Consider the following 16,228-nt stretch of genomic DNA (forward strand, 5'->3'; position numbering starts at 1 on the left):
GTGCAGGTGTGGACGGCGGGTGGGGACGGCGGGTGTGGACGTGCGGGTGCGGACGTGCGGGGCAGTCAGAAGGCAGACGCGTCTGGCGCGGTGCCATCGTCCGCCACCAGATGGCACGAGACCTCGCGGCGGCCGCCGCCCTCCGCGAGCCGCCGCGGCACGGGCGGCTCGGTGCGGCAGCGGTCGACGGCGAGCGGACAGCGGGTGTGGAAGCGGCAGCCGCTCGGCGGATCCAGCGGGCTGGGCAGCTCCCCGCTGAGCACGATCCGGGCGCGCGACCGCTGCGCGGCCGGGTTCGGCACCGGGGCCGCGGACAGCAGGGCCTGGGTGTACGGATGCTTGGGGTCGGCGAACAGCTCGGCGGCCGGGGCCTGTTCCACCAGCTGCCCCAGATACATCACGGCGATCCGGTCGGCGAGGTACTCGACGGCGGCCAGGTCATGGGTGATGAACAGACACCCGAACCGCCGCTCCCGCTGGAGGTCCGCCAGCAGATTGAGCACGGACGCCTGGACGGAGACGTCCAGCGCCGACGTCGGCTCGTCGGCCACCAGCAGCTGGGGGTCGACCGACAGCGCGCGGGCGATGGAGACCCGCTGCCGCTGTCCGCCGGAGAGTTCATGGGGCCGCCGTCGCGCCAGTTCGGGCCGCAGCCCCACCTGGGCCAGCAGCGCGGCGACCCGGTCGCGCAGGGCGTCGCCGGACGCCAGGCGGTGCAGCCGCAGCGGCTGGCCGACGATGGCGCCCACGGTCATCCGCGGGTCGAGCGAGGAGGACGGGTCCTGGAAGACCAGGTGGAAGTCCTTGCGCAGCGGACGCAGCGCCCGCCTCGAAAGACGGGTCACATCGCGGCCGTTGATCGTCACCTGGCCCGCGGTCGGCCGGTCCAGCCGTACGGCGCACCGTCCCACCGTTGACTTGCCGCTGCCGGACTCCCCGACCAGGCCGACGATCTCGCCCCGGCCGATGCTGAGGCTGACCCCGTCGACCGCCCTGACGGTGCCGGCGGGGCCGGTGAAGTGCCGGACCAGGCCACTGATGTCGAGCACGGCGTCATCCCGCGACGCCTCCGGGGGCGCGACGGCGGCGGTCATGAGGCGGCCTCCTGTCCGGGGCGTTCGGAGCGTTCAGTGTGTTCGGAGCGTTCAGGGTGTTCGGGGTGTTCAGGGCGTTCGGGGTGCACCGGCACCGGATACCAGCACGCGGCCTCATGCGACTCGGATTGCTCGGCTTGCTCGGAGCGCCCGTCCCGTTCGTACCCCTCATGCCTCTCATCCCGCTCGCGCGGCGCCCGCAGCCCCCGCAGCCCCCGCAGTACGGGCCTCTGCTCCCCGCACCGCTCGTCGGCGTAGGAGCAGCGGGGCTGGAAGGTGCAGCGGTCGGGCTGTTCGGTGAGGCTCGGCACCAGTCCGGGGATCTCCTGGAGCCGCCCCCGCCCGCCCTCCGTCCGCCGCCGACCGGGCACCGGCACCGCGCCGAGCAGCCCGCGGGTGTACGGATGGCGGGGCGCGCCGAACAGCTCGTCCACCGGGGCCTGTTCGACGCCCCGGCCCGCGTACATCACCAGCACCCGGTCGGCGATGTCGGCGACCACGCCCAGATCGTGGGTGATCAGCACGATCGCGGTGCCGAGCCGCTCCCGCAGGGATTGCAGCACCTCCAGGATGCCCGCCTGCACGGTGACGTCCAGCGCGGTGGTGGGCTCGTCGGCGATGAGCACGGCGGGGTCGCAGGCGATCGCGATGGCGATCATCACCCGCTGCCGCATTCCGCCGCTGAGCTGGTGGGGATAGTCGCGGGCCCGCTGGGCGGGGGCGGGGATGCCGACGAGGTCGAGCAGGTCCACGGCCCGCTCGCGCGCCTCCCGGCGGCCGATCCCCTGATGGCGCCGGAGGACCTCGCCCACCTGGCGGCCGATGGTGAGCACGGGGTTCAGCGAGGTCATCGGCTCCTGGAAGATCATCGCGATCTCCCGGCCGCGGACGTCCCGCAGTTCGCTCTCGTCCGCCCCCACCAGCTCCCGTCCGCCCAGCCGGACGGAGCCGCCGACGCTCGCCGTGGGCGGCAGCAGCCCCATGACGGCGGTGGAGGTCACGGACTTGCCGCAGCCGGACTCGCCGACCACGGCCAGTACTTCACCGGCGGCGATGTCGTACGACAGCCCGTCCACCGCGTGGACCACGCGGGTCGGGGTGCGGAAGACCACGGACAGGTCCCGCACGCTCAGGGCGGGGGGCGCGGTGGACGGCGCGGTGGACGTGGTCATCGGCTGTCTCCCTGGGGGTCGAGGATGTCGCGCAGCCCGTCCCCGAGCAGATTGAACGCGAGCGTCGCGGCGATGATCGCGAGGCCCGGGAAGACCGCCATCCAGGGCGCGGCGGCGATGTACGCCTGGGCGCTGGAGAGCATCACCCCGAGCGAGGGGGACGGCGGCTGGACGCCGAGGCCGAGGAAGCTCAGCAGCGCCTCACCGATGATCGCGGTGGGGATGCCCACGGTGGCCTGGACGGTCAGCGCGGACAGGGCGCCGGGCAGGATATGGCGGAAGAGCACGGTGCCGTCCCCGCCGCCGTTTGCCACGGCCGCCGCCACATAGTCCAGGTGTTTGAGCCGCAGTGTCTCCGCCCGGGTGATCCGGATGACGGCCGGGATCTGCGAGACGCCGACCGCGATCGTGGCGTTGAGCAGGGACGGTCCGAGGATGGTGGCCAGGCCCACCGCCAGCACCAGGAAGGGGAAGGCGAGCAGGGTGTCGGTGAGCCGGGAGACCACCGAGTCGGCGAACCGCCCGTAGTAGCCCGCGATCAGCCCGAGCGGCACCCCGGCCGCGAAGGCCAGCGCCACCGCGAGCAGCCCGATCTGGAGCGAGGCCCGCACCCCGTACACGACCCGGGAGAGCTGATCGCGGCCCAGGTCGTCGGTGCCCAGCCAGTGGGCCCAGCCCGGCGGCCGGAGGGCGGCGGTGAAGTCGGGGCGGGCCGGGTCGTACGGCGCGATGAGCGGGGCGCCCACCGCGATCAGCACCAGGAGCGCGGCGGCCACGGCCCCGGTGAGGGCCAGCTTGTTACGGGTCAGCAGCCGGAGCCGGGACAGCGGGGCGAGCGGGGCCCGCTCCCGCTCCCCGGCGGCGGGAAGGGCGGTAGTCGCGGCGCTCACTGCGCACCTCCGAGCCGGATACGGGGGTCGATCACCGAATAGGCCAGGTCCACCAGGAGGTTGACGACGATGTAGGCGGTGGAGGTGAACAGCACCACGCCCTGCACCATCGCGTAGTCGCGGGAGAAGACCGCGTCGATGGTGAGCTTGCCGAAGCCCGGCAGGACGAAGATCTGCTCGGTGACCACCGCGCCCGAGATGAGGTGCCCGAGCTGGAGTCCGAGCACGGTCACCACGGTGACCAGGCTGTTCCGCAGGGCGTGCCCCATGATCACCTGGCGTCGGGAGAGCCCCTTGGCGCGTGCCGTGCGCACGTAGTCGGCGGACAGCGAGCCCAGCATGGCCGCGCGCGTCTGCCGCATCACGACCGCCGCCAGACCGGAGCCGAGGACGATCACCGGGAGCACCATATGGCGCAGGTTCTCCATCGGGTCCACGCCGAACGGCACGAAACCGGAGGCCGCGAAGACCGGGACGGCGATCGCGAAGGCGAGGACGAGCACGATGCCGAGCCAGAACGCGGGCACCGAAAGCCCCAGCAGCGCCACCGCGTTGACCAGCCACTCCTCGGGCCTGCCGCGTCGGACCGCCGCCACCACCCCGGCACCCACGCCGACCACGACCGCGAGCAGCAGGGCCAGCGCGGACAGTTCGAGGGTGACGGGCAGCGCCTCCATCACCGAGTCCAGGACCGGCAGCCCGGTGCGGGAGGAGACGCCGAGGTCGCCGGTGGCGGCGTGCCGCACATAGCGCACGTACTGCACCACGATGTTGTCGTCGAGCCCGTAGCTCTCGCGGATCTGGGCGATCGCCTCGGGCGTCGGCTCCTCCCCGGCCAGCGCGGTGGCGGTGTCGCCGGGCAGCGCCCGTACACCGGCGAAGACCACGACACTGACCAGGAAGAGCGTGATCAGCGATTCGCCGAGCCGGCGGATCGGATACGACATCAGCTCCCTCCCCTCACATATCCGGCGTCCTTCACCCGGATCAGCCCGTCGCCGAAGACCTTCAGCCCGGCGACCTTCTTCGTCACGAAGACGTAGTTCGTGGGCTGGATCAGATAGAGCACGGTGTGCGCGGCGCGGACGCGCTCCACGAGCCGGGCGTAGATCTTCTTGCGGGCGGGTTTGGCCGCGGTGGTGCCGCCCTCGGCGATCAGCCGGTCGATGGCGGGGTCGGAGAGCCCGCCGTAGTTCTGGGCGCCGCCGGTGCCGGCGAACACGTCGATGTTGCCCGCCGGGTCCAGCCGACCCGACCAGTTGGTGGTCGCCGCCTGGAAGTCGCCCGCGCGGGAGTGCTCCAGGCCGGTGGCGAACTCGGTGGGCGCCAGGCTCACCGCGAAGCCCGCCTCCTTGGCCATGGCCTGGATGACCTGGCCCAGCCGGTTGTCCTCCGGGGTGGTGCTGATCTGGAGCCGCACCCGGACCGGTGTGGTCACCTTGGCGGCCCTGAGCAGCCGCTTGGCCTTGGCCAGGTCGCGGGCCGGGCAGCGGGACCCGGTGGCGTACGGGGTGCCGACGGGGAGCGGACCGCAGGTGGGCCGGTAGCGGCCCTGGAAGACGATGGTGTTGATCAGGTCGCGGTCCAGGGAGAGGTCGAACGCCTCGCGCACCCGTACGTCCCGAGCGATCGGGGTGTCGATCCGGCCCGGCGGCGCCCCCGCGCCCTTGGTGTTCCCGATGTTGAGGGTCAGTCCGTAGTAGCCCAGCGAGGAGGAGTGGAACAGCTGGAGCCCGGGTTCGGTGAGCGCCCTGCCCACCTGGACCGGGTCCATCTGGTCGCCCACCTGGATGTCGCCGGACTGGAGGTTCGCCAGCCGGACGTTGCCGTCGGTGATGGTGCGGTAGATCACCCGCCGCAGATGGACGGCGTCGGCGTCGTAGTAGTTCGGGTCCTTGTCCAGCACGATGCGGTCGCCCACCACGCGCTCGGCGTAGCGGAACGGGCCGACGCAGGTGGGGTGGCTCGCGAAGCCCTTGCCGTAGCGCTTCAGCGCGGTGGGGGACATGACCATGCCCGCGCGGTCCGCGAGCAGCGCGAGCAGCGGGACGTACGGCTTGGCCAGCCGCAGCCGTACGGTGTCGTCGCCGACCGCCTGGACCGAGGTGAGGGGCTTCAGCTCGCTCGCGCGCACGGAACCGGTCAGCGTCCGGTGCCGGTCCAGGGAGGTCTTGACCGCCTCGGCGTCCATGCGGGTGCCGTCGGCGAACCGGACGCCGCGCCGCAGCTTGACGGTGACGGTGCGGCCGCCGTCGCTCGTCGTGGGCGGGGCGGCGGCGAGCTGCGGCACGATCCGGTTCGCGGCGTCGACGTCGTAGAGCTTCTCGCACATCGCGGTGAACACGGTCCGGCCCACGGCGGTGCTGGCCAGGGTGGGGTCCAGCTTGTCCGGGTCCGATTTGAGGGCGATGGTGAGCGTTCCGCCGTCGCGGGCGGGCCGGGGGTCGGTCATCCGGTCGGCGCCCACCTCGGCCGTGGGGGAGGCCAGGGAGGCGCAGCCGGCGGTGGCGCCGGCCACCAGCACCCACAGCACCCGGGCGGCGAGGGCGGCGGCGCGCGGTCGGTGGCGGGTGGGTGGGGGCCGGTCGCTGGGTCCGCTCGTTCTTTGGCGCATGGCGGGATGCCTCACTGCTGGGGACGTCGGGGCGCGCGCTGCGGTGCGGCCAGGATGGCGCAGCGGCCGCATTTGGCCCATTGGTAGGACCAAATTGATGTCGGTGGACGCTAGCGTGCGGACCCGGTGACTCCGGTTGCCCGCCCGTCACCACCTGGTTAAATCCGCTCGCGGCGGCGACGGGGCGGAGGCCGGGCGGAGGCCGGGAGGACACCGGGATGACGTCCGCCGGGTGTGAGACTCTGGACCACCGGCCGGACCGGAAAGCTGGAGAAAGCTGAAGAAGGCGGAGGAAAGCCAGGAGATGGACTGGCGGCAACTGCGGCACTCCACCCTGTCGAGGCCGGACGCCCTGGCCGTCGGCCTGGAGCGGCTGATCCTGAGCGGAGAGCTGGCGCCCGGTTCCCGGGTCCCCCCGGAGCGGGAGCTCGCGGAGAGCCTCGGCGTCTCCCGGGGCTCGGTCCGCGAGGCGCTGCGCGCCCTCGCCTCGCGCGGACTGGTCGCCCGGCGCCCCGGCTCCGGCACCGTCGTGCTCGACCCCGGGGCCACTCCGCGCGGCGACGTCCTGGCCTCCGGGCTCGAGGCCACGGCGGAGCTGTTGCAGGTCATGGAGGTGCGCGCGTGCATCGAGCCCTCGGTGACCGCGCGGGCCGCCCGGCGGGCCACCCCCTCCGACATCGTCCAGCTGCACGCCCTGCTGGACGCGATGCGACGCGAGCCCACGCGGCAGGAGTTCACCGACCTGGACCGCACCTTCCACCGCGCCATCGCCCAGTACACCCGCAACCCGCTGCTGCTGCGGCTGCTGGACCGGGTCTACGAGATCGGCGAGCCCGGGCGGCGCAAGACCTCGCTGTCCGCCGCCCGCCGGCGCGCCACGATCGAGGAGCACCAGGCCATCCTGCGGGCGATCGAGGACCGCGACCCGGAGGCGGCCCGAGCGGCCTCCGAGGCGCATCTGGACTCGGTGCTGCACCGGATCGAGGAGCAGCGAAAAAAATCTTCGGACGGGGATGTCGAGAACGCGGGACCGGCTCCGTCCCCGGGGTGAACGCGACCACAATGGGTCGCATCCGCATCGAGGAGAACCACGATGGCCAAGTACCTGCTGCTGAAGCACTACCGCGGCGCTCCGGCTCCGGTGAACAACGTGCCGATGGACCAGTGGACGCCGGAGGAGATCTCGGCGCATGTGCAGTACATGAACGACTTCGCGGCCCGGCTGGAGAAGACCGGCGAGTTCGTCGACGGTCAGGCGCTCGCCCCGGAGGGGTCGTGGGTGCGGTACGACGGCGAGGGGCGTCCGCCGGTCACCGACGGTCCGTTCGCCGAGACCAAGGACCTCATCGCGGGCTGGATGGTGATCGACGTCGACAGCCACGAGCGCGCCGTCGAGCTGGCCGGTGAGCTGTCGGCCGCTCCGGGGAAGGACGGGAAGCCGATCCACGAGTGGCTGGAGGTGCGCCCGTTCCTGGCCGCCAAGCCCAGCACCACGGAGTGCACTTTCAAGTGACGCGGATGAACGAGGCCCTGATCAGGAGCCTCACGCCGGGTGTGCTCGGCGTCCTCGTCCGCCGCGGAGCCGATTTCGCGGCGGCCGAGGACGCCGTACAGGACGCGCTCATCGAGGCGGTCCGCGTGTGGCCGGCCGACCCCCCGCGGGACGCCAAGGGCTGGCTGGTCACCGTGGCCTGGCGCAAGTTCCTCGACGCGACCCGGGCGGACGCGGCCCGCCGCCGGCGTGAGGACCTCGTCGAGGAGGAACCGGCGCCCGGCCCGGCCGCCTCGGTGGACGACACGCTCCAGCTCTACTTCCTGTGCGCCCACCCGTCGCTGACGCCGTCGTCCGCCGTCGCGCTCACCCTGCGCGCGGTCGGCGGCCTCACCACCCGCCAGATCGCCCAGGCGTATCTGGTGCCCGAGGCGACCATGGCGCAGCGCATCAGCCGGGCCAAGCGCACCGTCTCCGGCGTACGGTTCGACCAGCCCGGCGACGTCGCCACCGTGCTCCGCGTGCTGTACCTGGTCTTCAACGAGGGCTACTCGGGCGACGTCGACCTCGCCGCCGAGGCCATCCGGCTCACCCGGCAGCTCGCGGCCGCGATCGACCACCCCGAGGTGGCGGGGCTCCTCGCCCTGATGCTGCTCCACCACGCCCGGCGCGCCAGCCGGACCGCGCCCGACGGCAGCCTGGTGCCGCTCGCCGAGCAGGACCGCTCCCGGTGGGACACCGAGGCGATCGCCGAGGGGGTGGAGATCCTCCAGGCGGCGCTCGCCCGCGACCGGCTGGGCGAGTTCCAGGCCCAGGCCGCCATCGCGGCCCTCCACGCGGACGCGCCCACCGCCGAGGAGACCGACTGGGTGCAGATCGTGGAGTGGTACGACGAGCTCGCGGGCCTGACCGACAGCCCGGTCGTGCGGCTCAACCGAGCGGTGGCCGTCGGCGAGGCCGACGGCCCGCGTGCCGGGCTGGCCGCGCTCGCGGAACTGGACGCGTCTTCCCCCAGCTCTTCGAGCGGGGGATCCCCCTTGCCCCGCCACGCGGCGGTGGCGGCGTACCTCCACGAGCGCGACGGTGACCTGACGACGGCGGCCCGGCTGTACGCGGAGGCGGCCCACAAGGCGTCCAACCTCGCCGAACGCGACTATCTGACCCGCCAGGCCGCCCGGCTCAACACCGGCCGATCTCACTGACGGGCCGGGTCAGCCAGGAGCCGGCTCACGGACGGACGTACCGGTCGGGTTTGCCCTGGGGCCAGTTGACGGTGAGGCTCTGGCCGTCACCGCTGACCACGGCGTGGCCACCGGAGAGGGGCTCGCCCTGACAGGTCATGGTGACGGCCATGCTCGCGCTGATCGTCCCGGGGCAGGACTTGCCCTGGTAGCCCACGCTGAGGGAACTGCCGGACACGGTCATGACGATCGCGTTGCCGTTCGGGTCGCGCACCTCGGAGTACCAGGTGCCCCGCACGCTCGCCGGGGCGCCCGCCCGGGTCGGCGCGGGGGCCTGCGGGTTCGGCGCCGTGCGGCGCGGGGCCGGGGTGGTGCCGCCGGCGGGTCGGGTGGCCCGGGGGCTGCTCGGGCTCGCACGGGGGCGCTTGGCGGGCTCCGTACGGCTCGGGCTGGGGCTCGCACTGGTGGGAGTGGCGGACGCGGTGCCGCGTTCCGCATCGTCGGCCTTCTGGGCGGACGCCGCCGCCCCGTCTCCTCCGGCGCGGTGACCCCTGCCGACTCGGGTGAACGAGGGGTTAAATCGCCCGGAAAGGCCGGTTACGGCGATGTCGTCATTTCTTCTGCAACTCCCTTCGAATAACGCGATGACCTGCGACTGCGGGAATCCTGCGGGAAACTAGGTAATTTCCCGGGCAACCGCTTGCCGTCCCTCAGGGTCTACCGGGGCGATCGGAAACACCCAATAGCCGATCGCCGGCGCCCGGTGACTGAAACCGCGCTTACTCGCCGGCCCGATCGGCGCTGATTGCACGAAGGGCCCTTTCCCTATGCGCAGGTACCGGATCATGGCCGCTACGGCCACCCTCGCTCTCGCCCTGGGGGGAGCCGCGCTCGCGGCGCCCGCCGCCCAGGCGGCCCCGACGACCTCGGGCTCTCTCGTCCACGAGGACGGCGAGCTCTGGTACAAGGCCGCCGCGGGGCAGAAGAACAATCTGACGGTCTCCGAGCAGATCGTCAGCCGTGGGGAATTCGAGGAATATTACGTCCTCACCTTCCGCGACAAGGGTGACATCACCATCGATCCGGAGGCGGCGAACTGGGACGAGTGCACCTACCCGACCGCGAGCGATCACACCGTCGCCCAGTGCGCGGTGGAAATCCCGCAGAACTCCGACGACTCCGACAACTTCGATGTCGATCTCGGTGACGGCAATGACACCGCGAAGATCGACCCCAATGGCTCGGCCTACGCCGGAATTCACGGCGGCGCCGGCAACGACGTCCTCCAGGGCAGCGCGGCGCCCACGTTCTACGGCGAGGGCGGCAACGACAAGATCGACGGTGGCGGCGGTGTCATGGGCTTCGGCGCCTACGGCGGCGACGGCGACGACACCATCACCAACTGCGCGCAGGAATGCCACGGTGACGCCGGGAACGACACCATCACCGGCGGCTCCGAGGACAACATCCTGCGCGGGGGCACCGGCAACGACATCCTCCGTGGCGGCAAGGGCGACGACACCCTCTACGGCAACAGCGGCGACGACGTGCTGTGGGGCGGCGAGGGCAATGACACCCTCTCCGGCGGCACGGGCAACAACGAGGTCCACCAGGACTGAGACCGGGCAGGACCAGGTCTCACTGGGGCCGGGGCTCCCCTCACGAGCCCCGGCCCTCCCCGTGCCTGCTCCCCTTCGCCTACTTCCCCCAGATCTTGCGATACGCCTGCCGATAGCCCTCGGAGTCCCACGACAGCGCGCCACCGCTGTTCGCGGCGGTGGTGATGTGCACCGAGGGGACGTATCCGCTGGCGGGCTTGTCCGCGAAGGCGCGGTTGAACTCATCGGCGATCTGCCAGCCCTGTTCGGTGAGGGGCTCGGGCACCGTGGCCGCCTGGAACCGCTTGCCGTTGACGCGCTGGAAGGCCGACGGGTCGCCGTCCCCCGCGCCGATGTTGAACGGGGCGCCCGCGCCGTCCTTGCCCGCGGCGCGCAGAGCGGCCGCGGTGTGCCGGAAGTACAGGTCGTTGATGGCGGCCGAGTACGTCCACTTGTCGCCGAAGCGGGCGAGCAGGGACCGGACTTCCCCGATGGCGCGCTTGTTGGCCTCGGGTATCGGCACGTTCCGGTAGCTCAGCAGCTTGACGTCGGAGCAGGTGGCGAGCTCCTTCTTGATCAGGTCCGACTTGTGCTTCGCGAAGGGGACCGTGCCGTCGGTGAACAGCACCACGCCCGCGCGGCCGCCCGAGCGGGCGATGATCCAGTCGGCACTGATCTTCGCGACGTCCTCGACCCGGGTGGTGACGTTGGTGAAGAGATCGGGGCTCCCGTCCGGGCCCGGGGTCGGGGCGGAGTGCCAGCCGATCACCGGAATGCCCGCCGCCTTGGCCTCCTTCATCTCGTCGGCGACGCTGCCGGGGTCGAAACCGGCGATGGCGATGCCGTCCGGCTTGAGGGCGAGCGCCTTCTTGAAGGCGGACCGGTAACCCTCCGGCGTGCCCTGGCCATTGAGGGTGCGGGCGCTCCACCGCAGCAGTGACGCGGCTTCCTGGACGCCCTGGGCGACTCCGGCCGGACCGGGGTTGGAGAGGTCATGGGCGATGAAGACGATGCTCTTGCCGTGACCGGCCGCCTCGGGCCCGGTGGTGGGGCCCTTCCACGGGGCGTCCACGTCCTCGGCCTTCTTGACGGCTCGTTCGGCTCTGGAGACGACGGTCGGGCAGCCGGGCTTCGCGGAGGTCCGGTGGGTCGTGGTGGAGGCGGCGCCGGGCTCGCAGCCGGCGGTGGCCACGGCCAGCAGCGCGATGGCCGTCAGGGCCGCCTTGCGGGTGGGGTGCACGGGTCTCCTCGCAGGGCACGGAGTGGTACGGAGAGTACGGGCCGGGGATGGTACGGGGGTTGACCGGCGATGGGCCGGGGTGGACCCGGGGTGGACCGGGGGTGGGTGGACCGGGGGCTGGGAGCAGACAGGTTACGGGTGGCGGCGCCGCGCCGGGCAGCCCCCTTCGGTACCCGCGGCCCCATCGAGCACAGTCGTGAACAAGCCAGCCCATGCGCCGCCCTCGGTCTCCACCCCATGACCACCGGGCAGCCACCTCCCGGCCACCGGCTGGGCGGTTGGCGGGGCGCCGGGGGATACGTAGATGACCTAAACCTAGCAAACTGTGGAAATTCCGTGGTCGTTGAGGGGCCATGCCTTGCGCGTGTGCGCACAGGCGGTAGTGTTCACGCCCGGTCACGCATGTGGCGCGATTCCATCGCTCGCATTCCGGCCGGAATCGCCTTCGCCGACGTCCCGTTTCCCGGTGTCGGCGATCGGCGGCAACAACACCTCGGTCACCGCTCAGGAGCACATCGAAGGAGGACCTGGGTGTCTGTGGACACGGCGGACCCGCCAGCCGACCAGGAGCCGTCCGGACACGCGCCGCCGCCGAGTTCGCGGTCCCCGCACACGACGGGGCGCGCGGCGGGTCGTACGACGGGCCGCACGACGGGTCGTAGGACGGAAGCCCTCGGCGCGCTCCTCGACCGCTGGCCGTTCCGGCGGAAGCTCAACGTCCTGGTGATCGTGCCGCTGACGGTCGTCGGCGTGCTCCTCGGCGTCGCCGTGTACGGCCAGGTGCGGCAGGCCATGGACGCCAACCGGATCGCCGAGCGGGTGCGCGACAGCGGCCAGGTGGCCCGGCTGATCAACGACGTACAGGCCGAGCACCGGGAGGCGCTCCTGCTCTCCGTCCAGCAGGAGCCGGTCCGCCCCGGGGCCACCCTCCCGTCCACCGCCGACTACCGCCGGGCGCAGCGGGTCACCGACGGGCGGGCCGCCGATGTGCGTTCGGCGTTCGGCTCCGCCCTGCCGAAGGACGAGGCTCAGGCCCTCGACTACGTCCGGCGCCTGAGCGTGCTGCGGGACAAGGTCGAACGGGGCTCGGTGCCCGCCGCCGGTATCGACCCCGCGTACGCCGCCGCCGTCGGCTATCTCATCGACGGCATCGGGCTCGACCACTTCTCCGACAGCCCCTCGTCCTCCGCGATCGAGCTGGTCGACGCCGTGATGCGCGCCGACGCCGCCCATGCGGCCTTCGAGGGCGGGGTGTTCTCCGCCCAGACCCGGGACGCCAACGGCCTCACCGAGTACACCCGCGCGGTCGGCGCCCACCGGGTCTACGAGGAGCAGTCGGAACGTTTCTCCAGGATCGCCGACCCCGGCCAGGTCCTGCGCCTCGACGGCATCGAGCGGAACGCCGAGGAGAACGGCATCGAGGACCGGTTCGCCGAGCTCCAGATCGACCCCAGCTCCCTCCAGGACCAGTCGCCGCGGCAGCTGCGCGCGGAGATGGCCCAGGGCAACCGGCAGGCCGAGGCCCGCCTCGAGATCGCCCGCTCGCTGATCGGCGAGATCGCCGATCGGACCGAGCATGCCTCCAACGACGCCCTGTACAAGGCGCTGGCCCTGCTCGCCCTCGCCGTTCTCGGCTTCGCCGCCTGGCTGACGTTCTCGTTCCTGGTCCGGCGTTCCGTCGTACGCCCCCTGGCGGCCCTCACCGGCGCGGCGCACCAGGTCGTCGAGGTGGCGGACAAGGAACTCGCCAAGGTCGAGGACGACGACACGACCGACACCACCCCGCTGCGGCCCCGGCCGATCCCGGTCCCGGTGCGCGACGAGATCGGCGATCTCGCCGAGGCGTTCAACCAGGTGCAGGTCACCGCCGCGGCGCTGCTGGAGCGGCAGGTGCTCAGCCGCCGCAACGTCGGCGAGATGTTCGGCAACGTCGGCCGCCGGGTCAGCAACCTCACCACCCGCCAGCTCACCCTGATCGACGCCGTCGAACGCGAGGAGAGTTCCCCCGACATCCTGGAGCGGCTCTACCGCATCGACCACATCGCCGTACGCCTCCAGCGCAACGCCGACAGCCTGATGCTGCTCGCCGGAATCCGGGAGACCGAGCTGGACGCCCGGCCGACGACGCTGGCCGATGTCATCCGCGCGGCGCTCGGCCAGATCGAGGGGTACCAGCGGGTGTCTCTGCGGTCCGAGACCGAGGTCACGGTCGCGCCCGACATCACCGGCGACCTCACGCTGATGCTGGCGGAGTTGCTGGAGAACGCGGTCTCGTTCTCCCCGTCCGACACCCCCGTCGAGGTCGTCGTCCGGCCCGGCACCGATGTCACGGCGGACGGCGGCGCGCTGATCGAGGTCATCGACCACGGGCTCGGCCTGGCCGCGGAACGCCTCAAGGAGGAGAACGCCCGCCTGGTGCGCCGCGAGCGGCTCGACCTCGTACCGACCAAGGTGCTCGGCCTCTTCGTGGTCGGCAGCCTCGCCCGGCGCTGGGGCATCCGGGTCACGCTGAGCCGTACGCCGGGCGGCGGGGTCACGGGCAGTGTGTGGGTGCCGTCGGCGCTGCTGGTGGCGCGGGGGGCAGGAGAGGAATCGGCGGCTGCGGCTTCGGGTCCGGCTTCGGTTACGGCTGCGGGGTCGGGTGCTGCGGGGTCGGGGAAGGGCGCGGCAGGGGCCGGGCGGGAGCTCGCGTCCGCACTTGTCGTCACGCCTCCGCCCGTACGGTCCTCCGGGTCCTCCGGGTCCTCCGGGTCCTCCGCCGGCGCGCCGGAGCGGCGCCCGGCGGCTCCGGCGACGGAGTCGGGTCTGCCGCGGCGTGTCCCGGCGACGTCCCGTACGAACGCGGAGTCGGCCGGCACCGCGAAGGAGACGCGGGCAGCGAACGAGTCGAACGCCGGGGAGGAGCGGTCCGCCGGGAAGGAGCGGTCCGCCGAGAGGGAGCGGTCCGCCGAGAGGGAGCGGTCCGCCGCGAACGAGCCGAACACCGTCCCGGCCGCCGCCCCCGGCTCGCGCCCCCTCCGCCGCCGCGTCCGGGGCGCGACGCTCGACAAGACCACCTCATCGGCCGACCGGGCGATCCCGGAGACGCGTCGGCCCGCCGACGCCGACGCGGTCCGCTCCGAACTCGACGAGTTCGAGGCGGCCGTACGCAGGGCGGAGCGGGACAGCGCCGCCGCCAGCCCGGCCGAAGCCATGCCATCGACACATCAGCGACCCCGGAAGGAGTCGGGCAGTGACCACGCCGACAGATAAGAGCGGTACCGCTGAGCGGGAAGCCACCGATCTGCGAGCCGCCGCGGCCGACTTCACCTGGCTGCTGGACCGATTCGCCACCCAGACCGCCGGTGTCGTCGACGCCATCGCGGTGTCCTCCGACGGCCTGCTGATCGCCGTCTCCCAACTGCGGGATCAGGCCGACTCCGAGCGGCTCGCCGCGATCGTCTCCGGTGTCACCAGCCTCGCCGCCGGTGCCTCCGGCAACTACGGCCTCGGCGAGCTGAACAAGGTCATCATCGATCTCGAGGGCGGCCATGTGCTGGTGTCGTCCATCGGCTGCGGTGCCGTGCTCGGCGTGGTGACCACGAAGGAGGCGAAGCTGGGCAACATCGCGTACGAGATGACCCTCTTCGCCAACCGGGCCGGGACCGCGCTCACCCCGCAGCTCGTCATGGAGCTGAAGAAGAGCGCCGGGTCCGTCGGCTGACGGGGCGCGCGGCGCAGGGAGGAGGGGGCGAGATGGCCGCCGGTGAACCAGTACCGCACGACGCGGCAGCGCGGGAGGGGGCAGGACAGGACGCGGAGGACGGTGCCCGGGCCGCCCCGGAGCCGCGCGAGCCCGTGGGGCCGCCCGAGCCAGAGGCGCCGCCCGAGCCCGTAGGGACAACCGAGCGGGCCGGCCGCCCCGAAGAGCGGCCGGCGCCGCCCGAGTCCGTCGAGCCGCCCGAGCCCGAGGCACGGCCCGAGTCCGTCGAGCCGCCCGAGCCCGCCGTCCGCGCCTCCGCCGTCCGCCCGTTCCTGCTGACCGCGGGCAGGGTGGCCGGGAGCGGCGCCGCGCCACCGCTCCCGGTCGAGACCCAGATCGTGGCGACGCCGGACGGGCTGTCCGCCCTGCGGTCGCTCGCCTTCGAACGCCGCGACATCGTCGCCGCCTGCCGACGCCCCCAGTCGGTGGCGGAGCTGGCCGCCCGGCTGCATCTGCATCTCAACGTGGTCCGGGTCCTCGCGGAGGACCTGTGCGCCGCGGGACATCTGGCGGTCCATGTCCCGAACGCCGGGACCGTCCACGACATCTCCGTACTGCGAAGGGTTATCGATGGTCTCCGTGCCGTCCCCGACTCACGGGGCTCACTCCGCGACAGCGGTTGAAGAACCGCCACTGCCGGTCAAGCTGGTCATCGCCGGTGGCTTCGGGGTCGGCAAGACCACGGCGGTGGGCGCGATCTCCGAGATCCGGCCGCTGACCACGGAGGCGTTGATCACGGAGGTCGCGGCGGGCGTGGACGACCTCACCCACACCCCCGGCAAGACCACCACCACGGTCGCCATGGACTTCGGCGTCATCACGATCGACCCGAAGCTGAAGCTGTATCTGTTCGGCACGCCGGGCCAGGACCGGTTCGGCTTCATGTGGGACGACGTGGTCGAGGGCGCCCTCGGCGGCCTGGTGATCGTGGACACCCGCCGCCTGGACGACTGTTACGCGGCGGTGGACTACTTCGAGCACAAGGACATCCCCTTCGCCGTCGCCATCAACGCCTTCGACGGCGAGGTCCAGCACGATCTGGACGAGGTCCGCTGGGCCCTGGACATCTCCGAGCACGTCCCGCTGATCGTCTTCGACGCCCGCGAGACGGGTTCGGTCCGCGACGCGCTCCTGATCGTCCTCGATGTGGCCCTGTCCCGCGCCCAGTCCGCGGCCGACCCGGCCTGACGAGACATAACGGAACG

At 72.4% G+C, this 16,228-nt stretch carries 16 protein-coding genes; 9 read left to right on the plus strand and 7 right to left on the minus strand.

What is annotated here, in order from left to right; all coding sequences use genetic code 11:
• Window positions 1-65: 65 nt before the first annotated feature.
• The 5 genes from KHP12_RS31600 to KHP12_RS31620 form a co-directional block, all read right to left on the minus strand.
• Window positions 66-1,094 carry an ABC transporter ATP-binding protein gene (locus KHP12_RS31600; RefSeq protein ID WP_086886311.1) on the minus strand — a complete coding sequence of 343 codons (1,029 nt, stop codon included), beginning with the start codon at window positions 1,092-1,094 and terminating at the stop codon, window positions 66-68.
• Window positions 1,091-2,266: an ABC transporter ATP-binding protein gene (locus KHP12_RS31605; RefSeq protein WP_086886310.1), complete on the minus strand. Its 1,176-nt coding sequence runs from the start codon at window positions 2,264-2,266 to the stop codon at window positions 1,091-1,093. Before KHP12_RS31605 ends, KHP12_RS31600 begins: the two co-directional genes overlap by 4 nt.
• Window positions 2,263-3,078 (minus strand): ABC transporter permease, encoded by an 816-nt coding sequence (locus KHP12_RS31610; protein ID WP_372455316.1) that lies wholly within the window; start codon window positions 3,076-3,078, stop codon window positions 2,263-2,265. Before KHP12_RS31610 ends, KHP12_RS31605 begins: the two co-directional genes overlap by 4 nt.
• Before the next feature lie 74 nt (window positions 3,079-3,152).
• A complete protein-coding gene (locus KHP12_RS31615) occupies window positions 3,153-4,103 on the minus strand; it encodes an ABC transporter permease (protein WP_208653292.1) in 951 nt (316 codons plus the stop codon).
• Window positions 4,103-5,770, minus strand: a complete 1,668-nt coding sequence (locus KHP12_RS31620) for an ABC transporter substrate-binding protein (protein WP_210609774.1) — start codon at window positions 5,768-5,770, stop codon at window positions 4,103-4,105. Before KHP12_RS31620 ends, KHP12_RS31615 begins: the two co-directional genes overlap by 1 nt.
• A 304-nt stretch (window positions 5,771-6,074) precedes the next feature.
• Here KHP12_RS31620 and KHP12_RS31625 point away from each other — a divergent pair, with 304 nt between their 5' ends.
• Genes KHP12_RS31625 through KHP12_RS31635 form a run of 3 tightly spaced genes read left to right on the plus strand, consistent with a single transcriptional unit; the run spans window position 6,075 to window position 8,464 of the window.
• On the plus strand, window positions 6,075-6,821 hold the full coding sequence (locus tag KHP12_RS31625) for a FadR/GntR family transcriptional regulator (RefSeq protein WP_138914109.1): 747 nt from the start codon (window positions 6,075-6,077) through the stop codon (window positions 6,819-6,821).
• A 42-nt stretch (window positions 6,822-6,863) separates the two neighbouring features.
• Window positions 6,864-7,283, plus strand: coding sequence for a YciI family protein (locus KHP12_RS31630; protein ID WP_037950854.1), 420 nt, complete (start codon window positions 6,864-6,866; stop codon window positions 7,281-7,283).
• A gap of 5 nt (window positions 7,284-7,288) precedes the next feature.
• The gene (locus KHP12_RS31635) at window positions 7,289-8,464 is read left to right on the plus strand and encodes an RNA polymerase sigma factor (protein ID WP_086884299.1); all 1,176 of its coding nucleotides are present in this window, start codon (window positions 7,289-7,291) and stop codon (window positions 8,462-8,464) included.
• 25 nt (window positions 8,465-8,489) lie between these two features.
• On the opposite strand, the gene KHP12_RS31640 is transcribed toward KHP12_RS31635, so the two are convergent.
• Window positions 8,490-8,681 (minus strand): hypothetical protein, encoded by a 192-nt coding sequence (locus tag KHP12_RS31640; protein WP_143678292.1) that lies wholly within the window; start codon window positions 8,679-8,681, stop codon window positions 8,490-8,492.
• A 4-nt stretch (window positions 8,682-8,685) separates the two neighbouring features.
• Between KHP12_RS31640 and KHP12_RS31645 the strand changes: the two genes are divergently transcribed.
• Together KHP12_RS31645 and KHP12_RS31650 are read left to right on the plus strand one after the other, a co-directional pair.
• Window positions 8,686-8,991 carry a hypothetical protein gene (locus KHP12_RS31645; protein ID WP_143678294.1) on the plus strand — a complete coding sequence of 102 codons (306 nt, stop codon included), beginning with the start codon at window positions 8,686-8,688 and terminating at the stop codon, window positions 8,989-8,991.
• A 297-nt stretch (window positions 8,992-9,288) separates the two neighbouring features.
• The gene (locus KHP12_RS31650; protein WP_308016864.1) at window positions 9,289-10,062 is read left to right on the plus strand and encodes a calcium-binding protein; all 774 of its coding nucleotides are present in this window, start codon (window positions 9,289-9,291) and stop codon (window positions 10,060-10,062) included.
• Window positions 10,063-10,141: 79 nt separating this feature from the next.
• Here the strand turns inward: KHP12_RS31650 and KHP12_RS31655 are convergent, their stop codons facing one another.
• Complete coding sequence (locus KHP12_RS31655; RefSeq protein WP_086884298.1) at window positions 10,142-11,281, minus strand: substrate-binding domain-containing protein; 1,140 nt, start codon at window positions 11,279-11,281, stop codon at window positions 10,142-10,144.
• Between the two features lie 531 nt (window positions 11,282-11,812).
• Between KHP12_RS31655 and KHP12_RS31660 the strand changes: the two genes are divergently transcribed.
• The 4 genes from KHP12_RS31660 to KHP12_RS31675 all read left to right on the plus strand — a co-directional run bounded on the left by KHP12_RS31660 (window position 11,813) and on the right by KHP12_RS31675 (window position 16,211).
• Window positions 11,813-14,533: a sensor histidine kinase gene (locus tag KHP12_RS31660; RefSeq protein ID WP_308036106.1), complete on the plus strand. Its 2,721-nt coding sequence runs from the start codon at window positions 11,813-11,815 to the stop codon at window positions 14,531-14,533.
• Window positions 14,514-14,984 (plus strand): roadblock/LC7 domain-containing protein, encoded by a 471-nt coding sequence (locus KHP12_RS31665; protein ID WP_086884468.1) that lies wholly within the window; start codon window positions 14,514-14,516, stop codon window positions 14,982-14,984. Before KHP12_RS31660 ends, KHP12_RS31665 begins: the two co-directional genes overlap by 20 nt.
• Window positions 14,985-15,295: 311 nt before the next feature.
• On the plus strand, window positions 15,296-15,646 hold the full coding sequence (locus KHP12_RS31670; RefSeq protein ID WP_233361397.1) for a DUF742 domain-containing protein: 351 nt from the start codon (window positions 15,296-15,298) through the stop codon (window positions 15,644-15,646).
• Window positions 15,594-16,211, plus strand: coding sequence for a GTP-binding protein (locus KHP12_RS31675; protein ID WP_086884467.1), 618 nt, complete (start codon window positions 15,594-15,596; stop codon window positions 16,209-16,211). Before KHP12_RS31670 ends, KHP12_RS31675 begins: the two co-directional genes overlap by 53 nt.
• Window positions 16,212-16,228: the final 17 nt, after the last annotated feature.

This window comes from Streptomyces asiaticus, from assembly GCF_018138715.1.
GTDB lineage: Bacteria > Actinomycetota > Actinomycetes > Streptomycetales > Streptomycetaceae > Streptomyces > Streptomyces asiaticus.

What these genes read in the sequence shown, in the direction of transcription:
- KHP12_RS31600 (WP_086886311.1), bottom strand. Translation starts at nt 1,094, where the DNA reads ATGACCGCCGCCGTCGCGCCCCCGGAGGCGTCGCGGGATGACGCCGTG.
- KHP12_RS31605 (WP_086886310.1), bottom strand. Translation starts at nt 2,266, where the DNA reads ATGACCACGTCCACCGCGCCGTCCACCGCGCCCCCCGCCCTGAGCGTG.
- KHP12_RS31615 (WP_208653292.1), bottom strand. Translation starts at nt 4,103, where the DNA reads ATGTCGTATCCGATCCGCCGGCTCGGCGAATCGCTGATCACGCTCTTC.
- KHP12_RS31620 (WP_210609774.1), bottom strand. Translation starts at nt 5,770, where the DNA reads ATGCGCCAAAGAACGAGCGGACCCAGCGACCGGCCCCCACCCACCCGC.
- KHP12_RS31625 (WP_138914109.1), top strand. Translation starts at nt 6,075, where the DNA reads ATGGACTGGCGGCAACTGCGGCACTCCACCCTGTCGAGGCCGGACGCC.
- KHP12_RS31630 (WP_037950854.1), top strand. Translation starts at nt 6,864, where the DNA reads ATGGCCAAGTACCTGCTGCTGAAGCACTACCGCGGCGCTCCGGCTCCG.
- KHP12_RS31635 (WP_086884299.1), top strand. Translation starts at nt 7,289, where the DNA reads ATGAACGAGGCCCTGATCAGGAGCCTCACGCCGGGTGTGCTCGGCGTC.
- KHP12_RS31645 (WP_143678294.1), top strand. Translation starts at nt 8,686, where the DNA reads ATGACGATCGCGTTGCCGTTCGGGTCGCGCACCTCGGAGTACCAGGTG.
- KHP12_RS31650 (WP_308016864.1), top strand. Translation starts at nt 9,289, where the DNA reads ATGGCCGCTACGGCCACCCTCGCTCTCGCCCTGGGGGGAGCCGCGCTC.
- KHP12_RS31675 (WP_086884467.1), top strand. Translation starts at nt 15,594, where the DNA reads ATGGTCTCCGTGCCGTCCCCGACTCACGGGGCTCACTCCGCGACAGCG.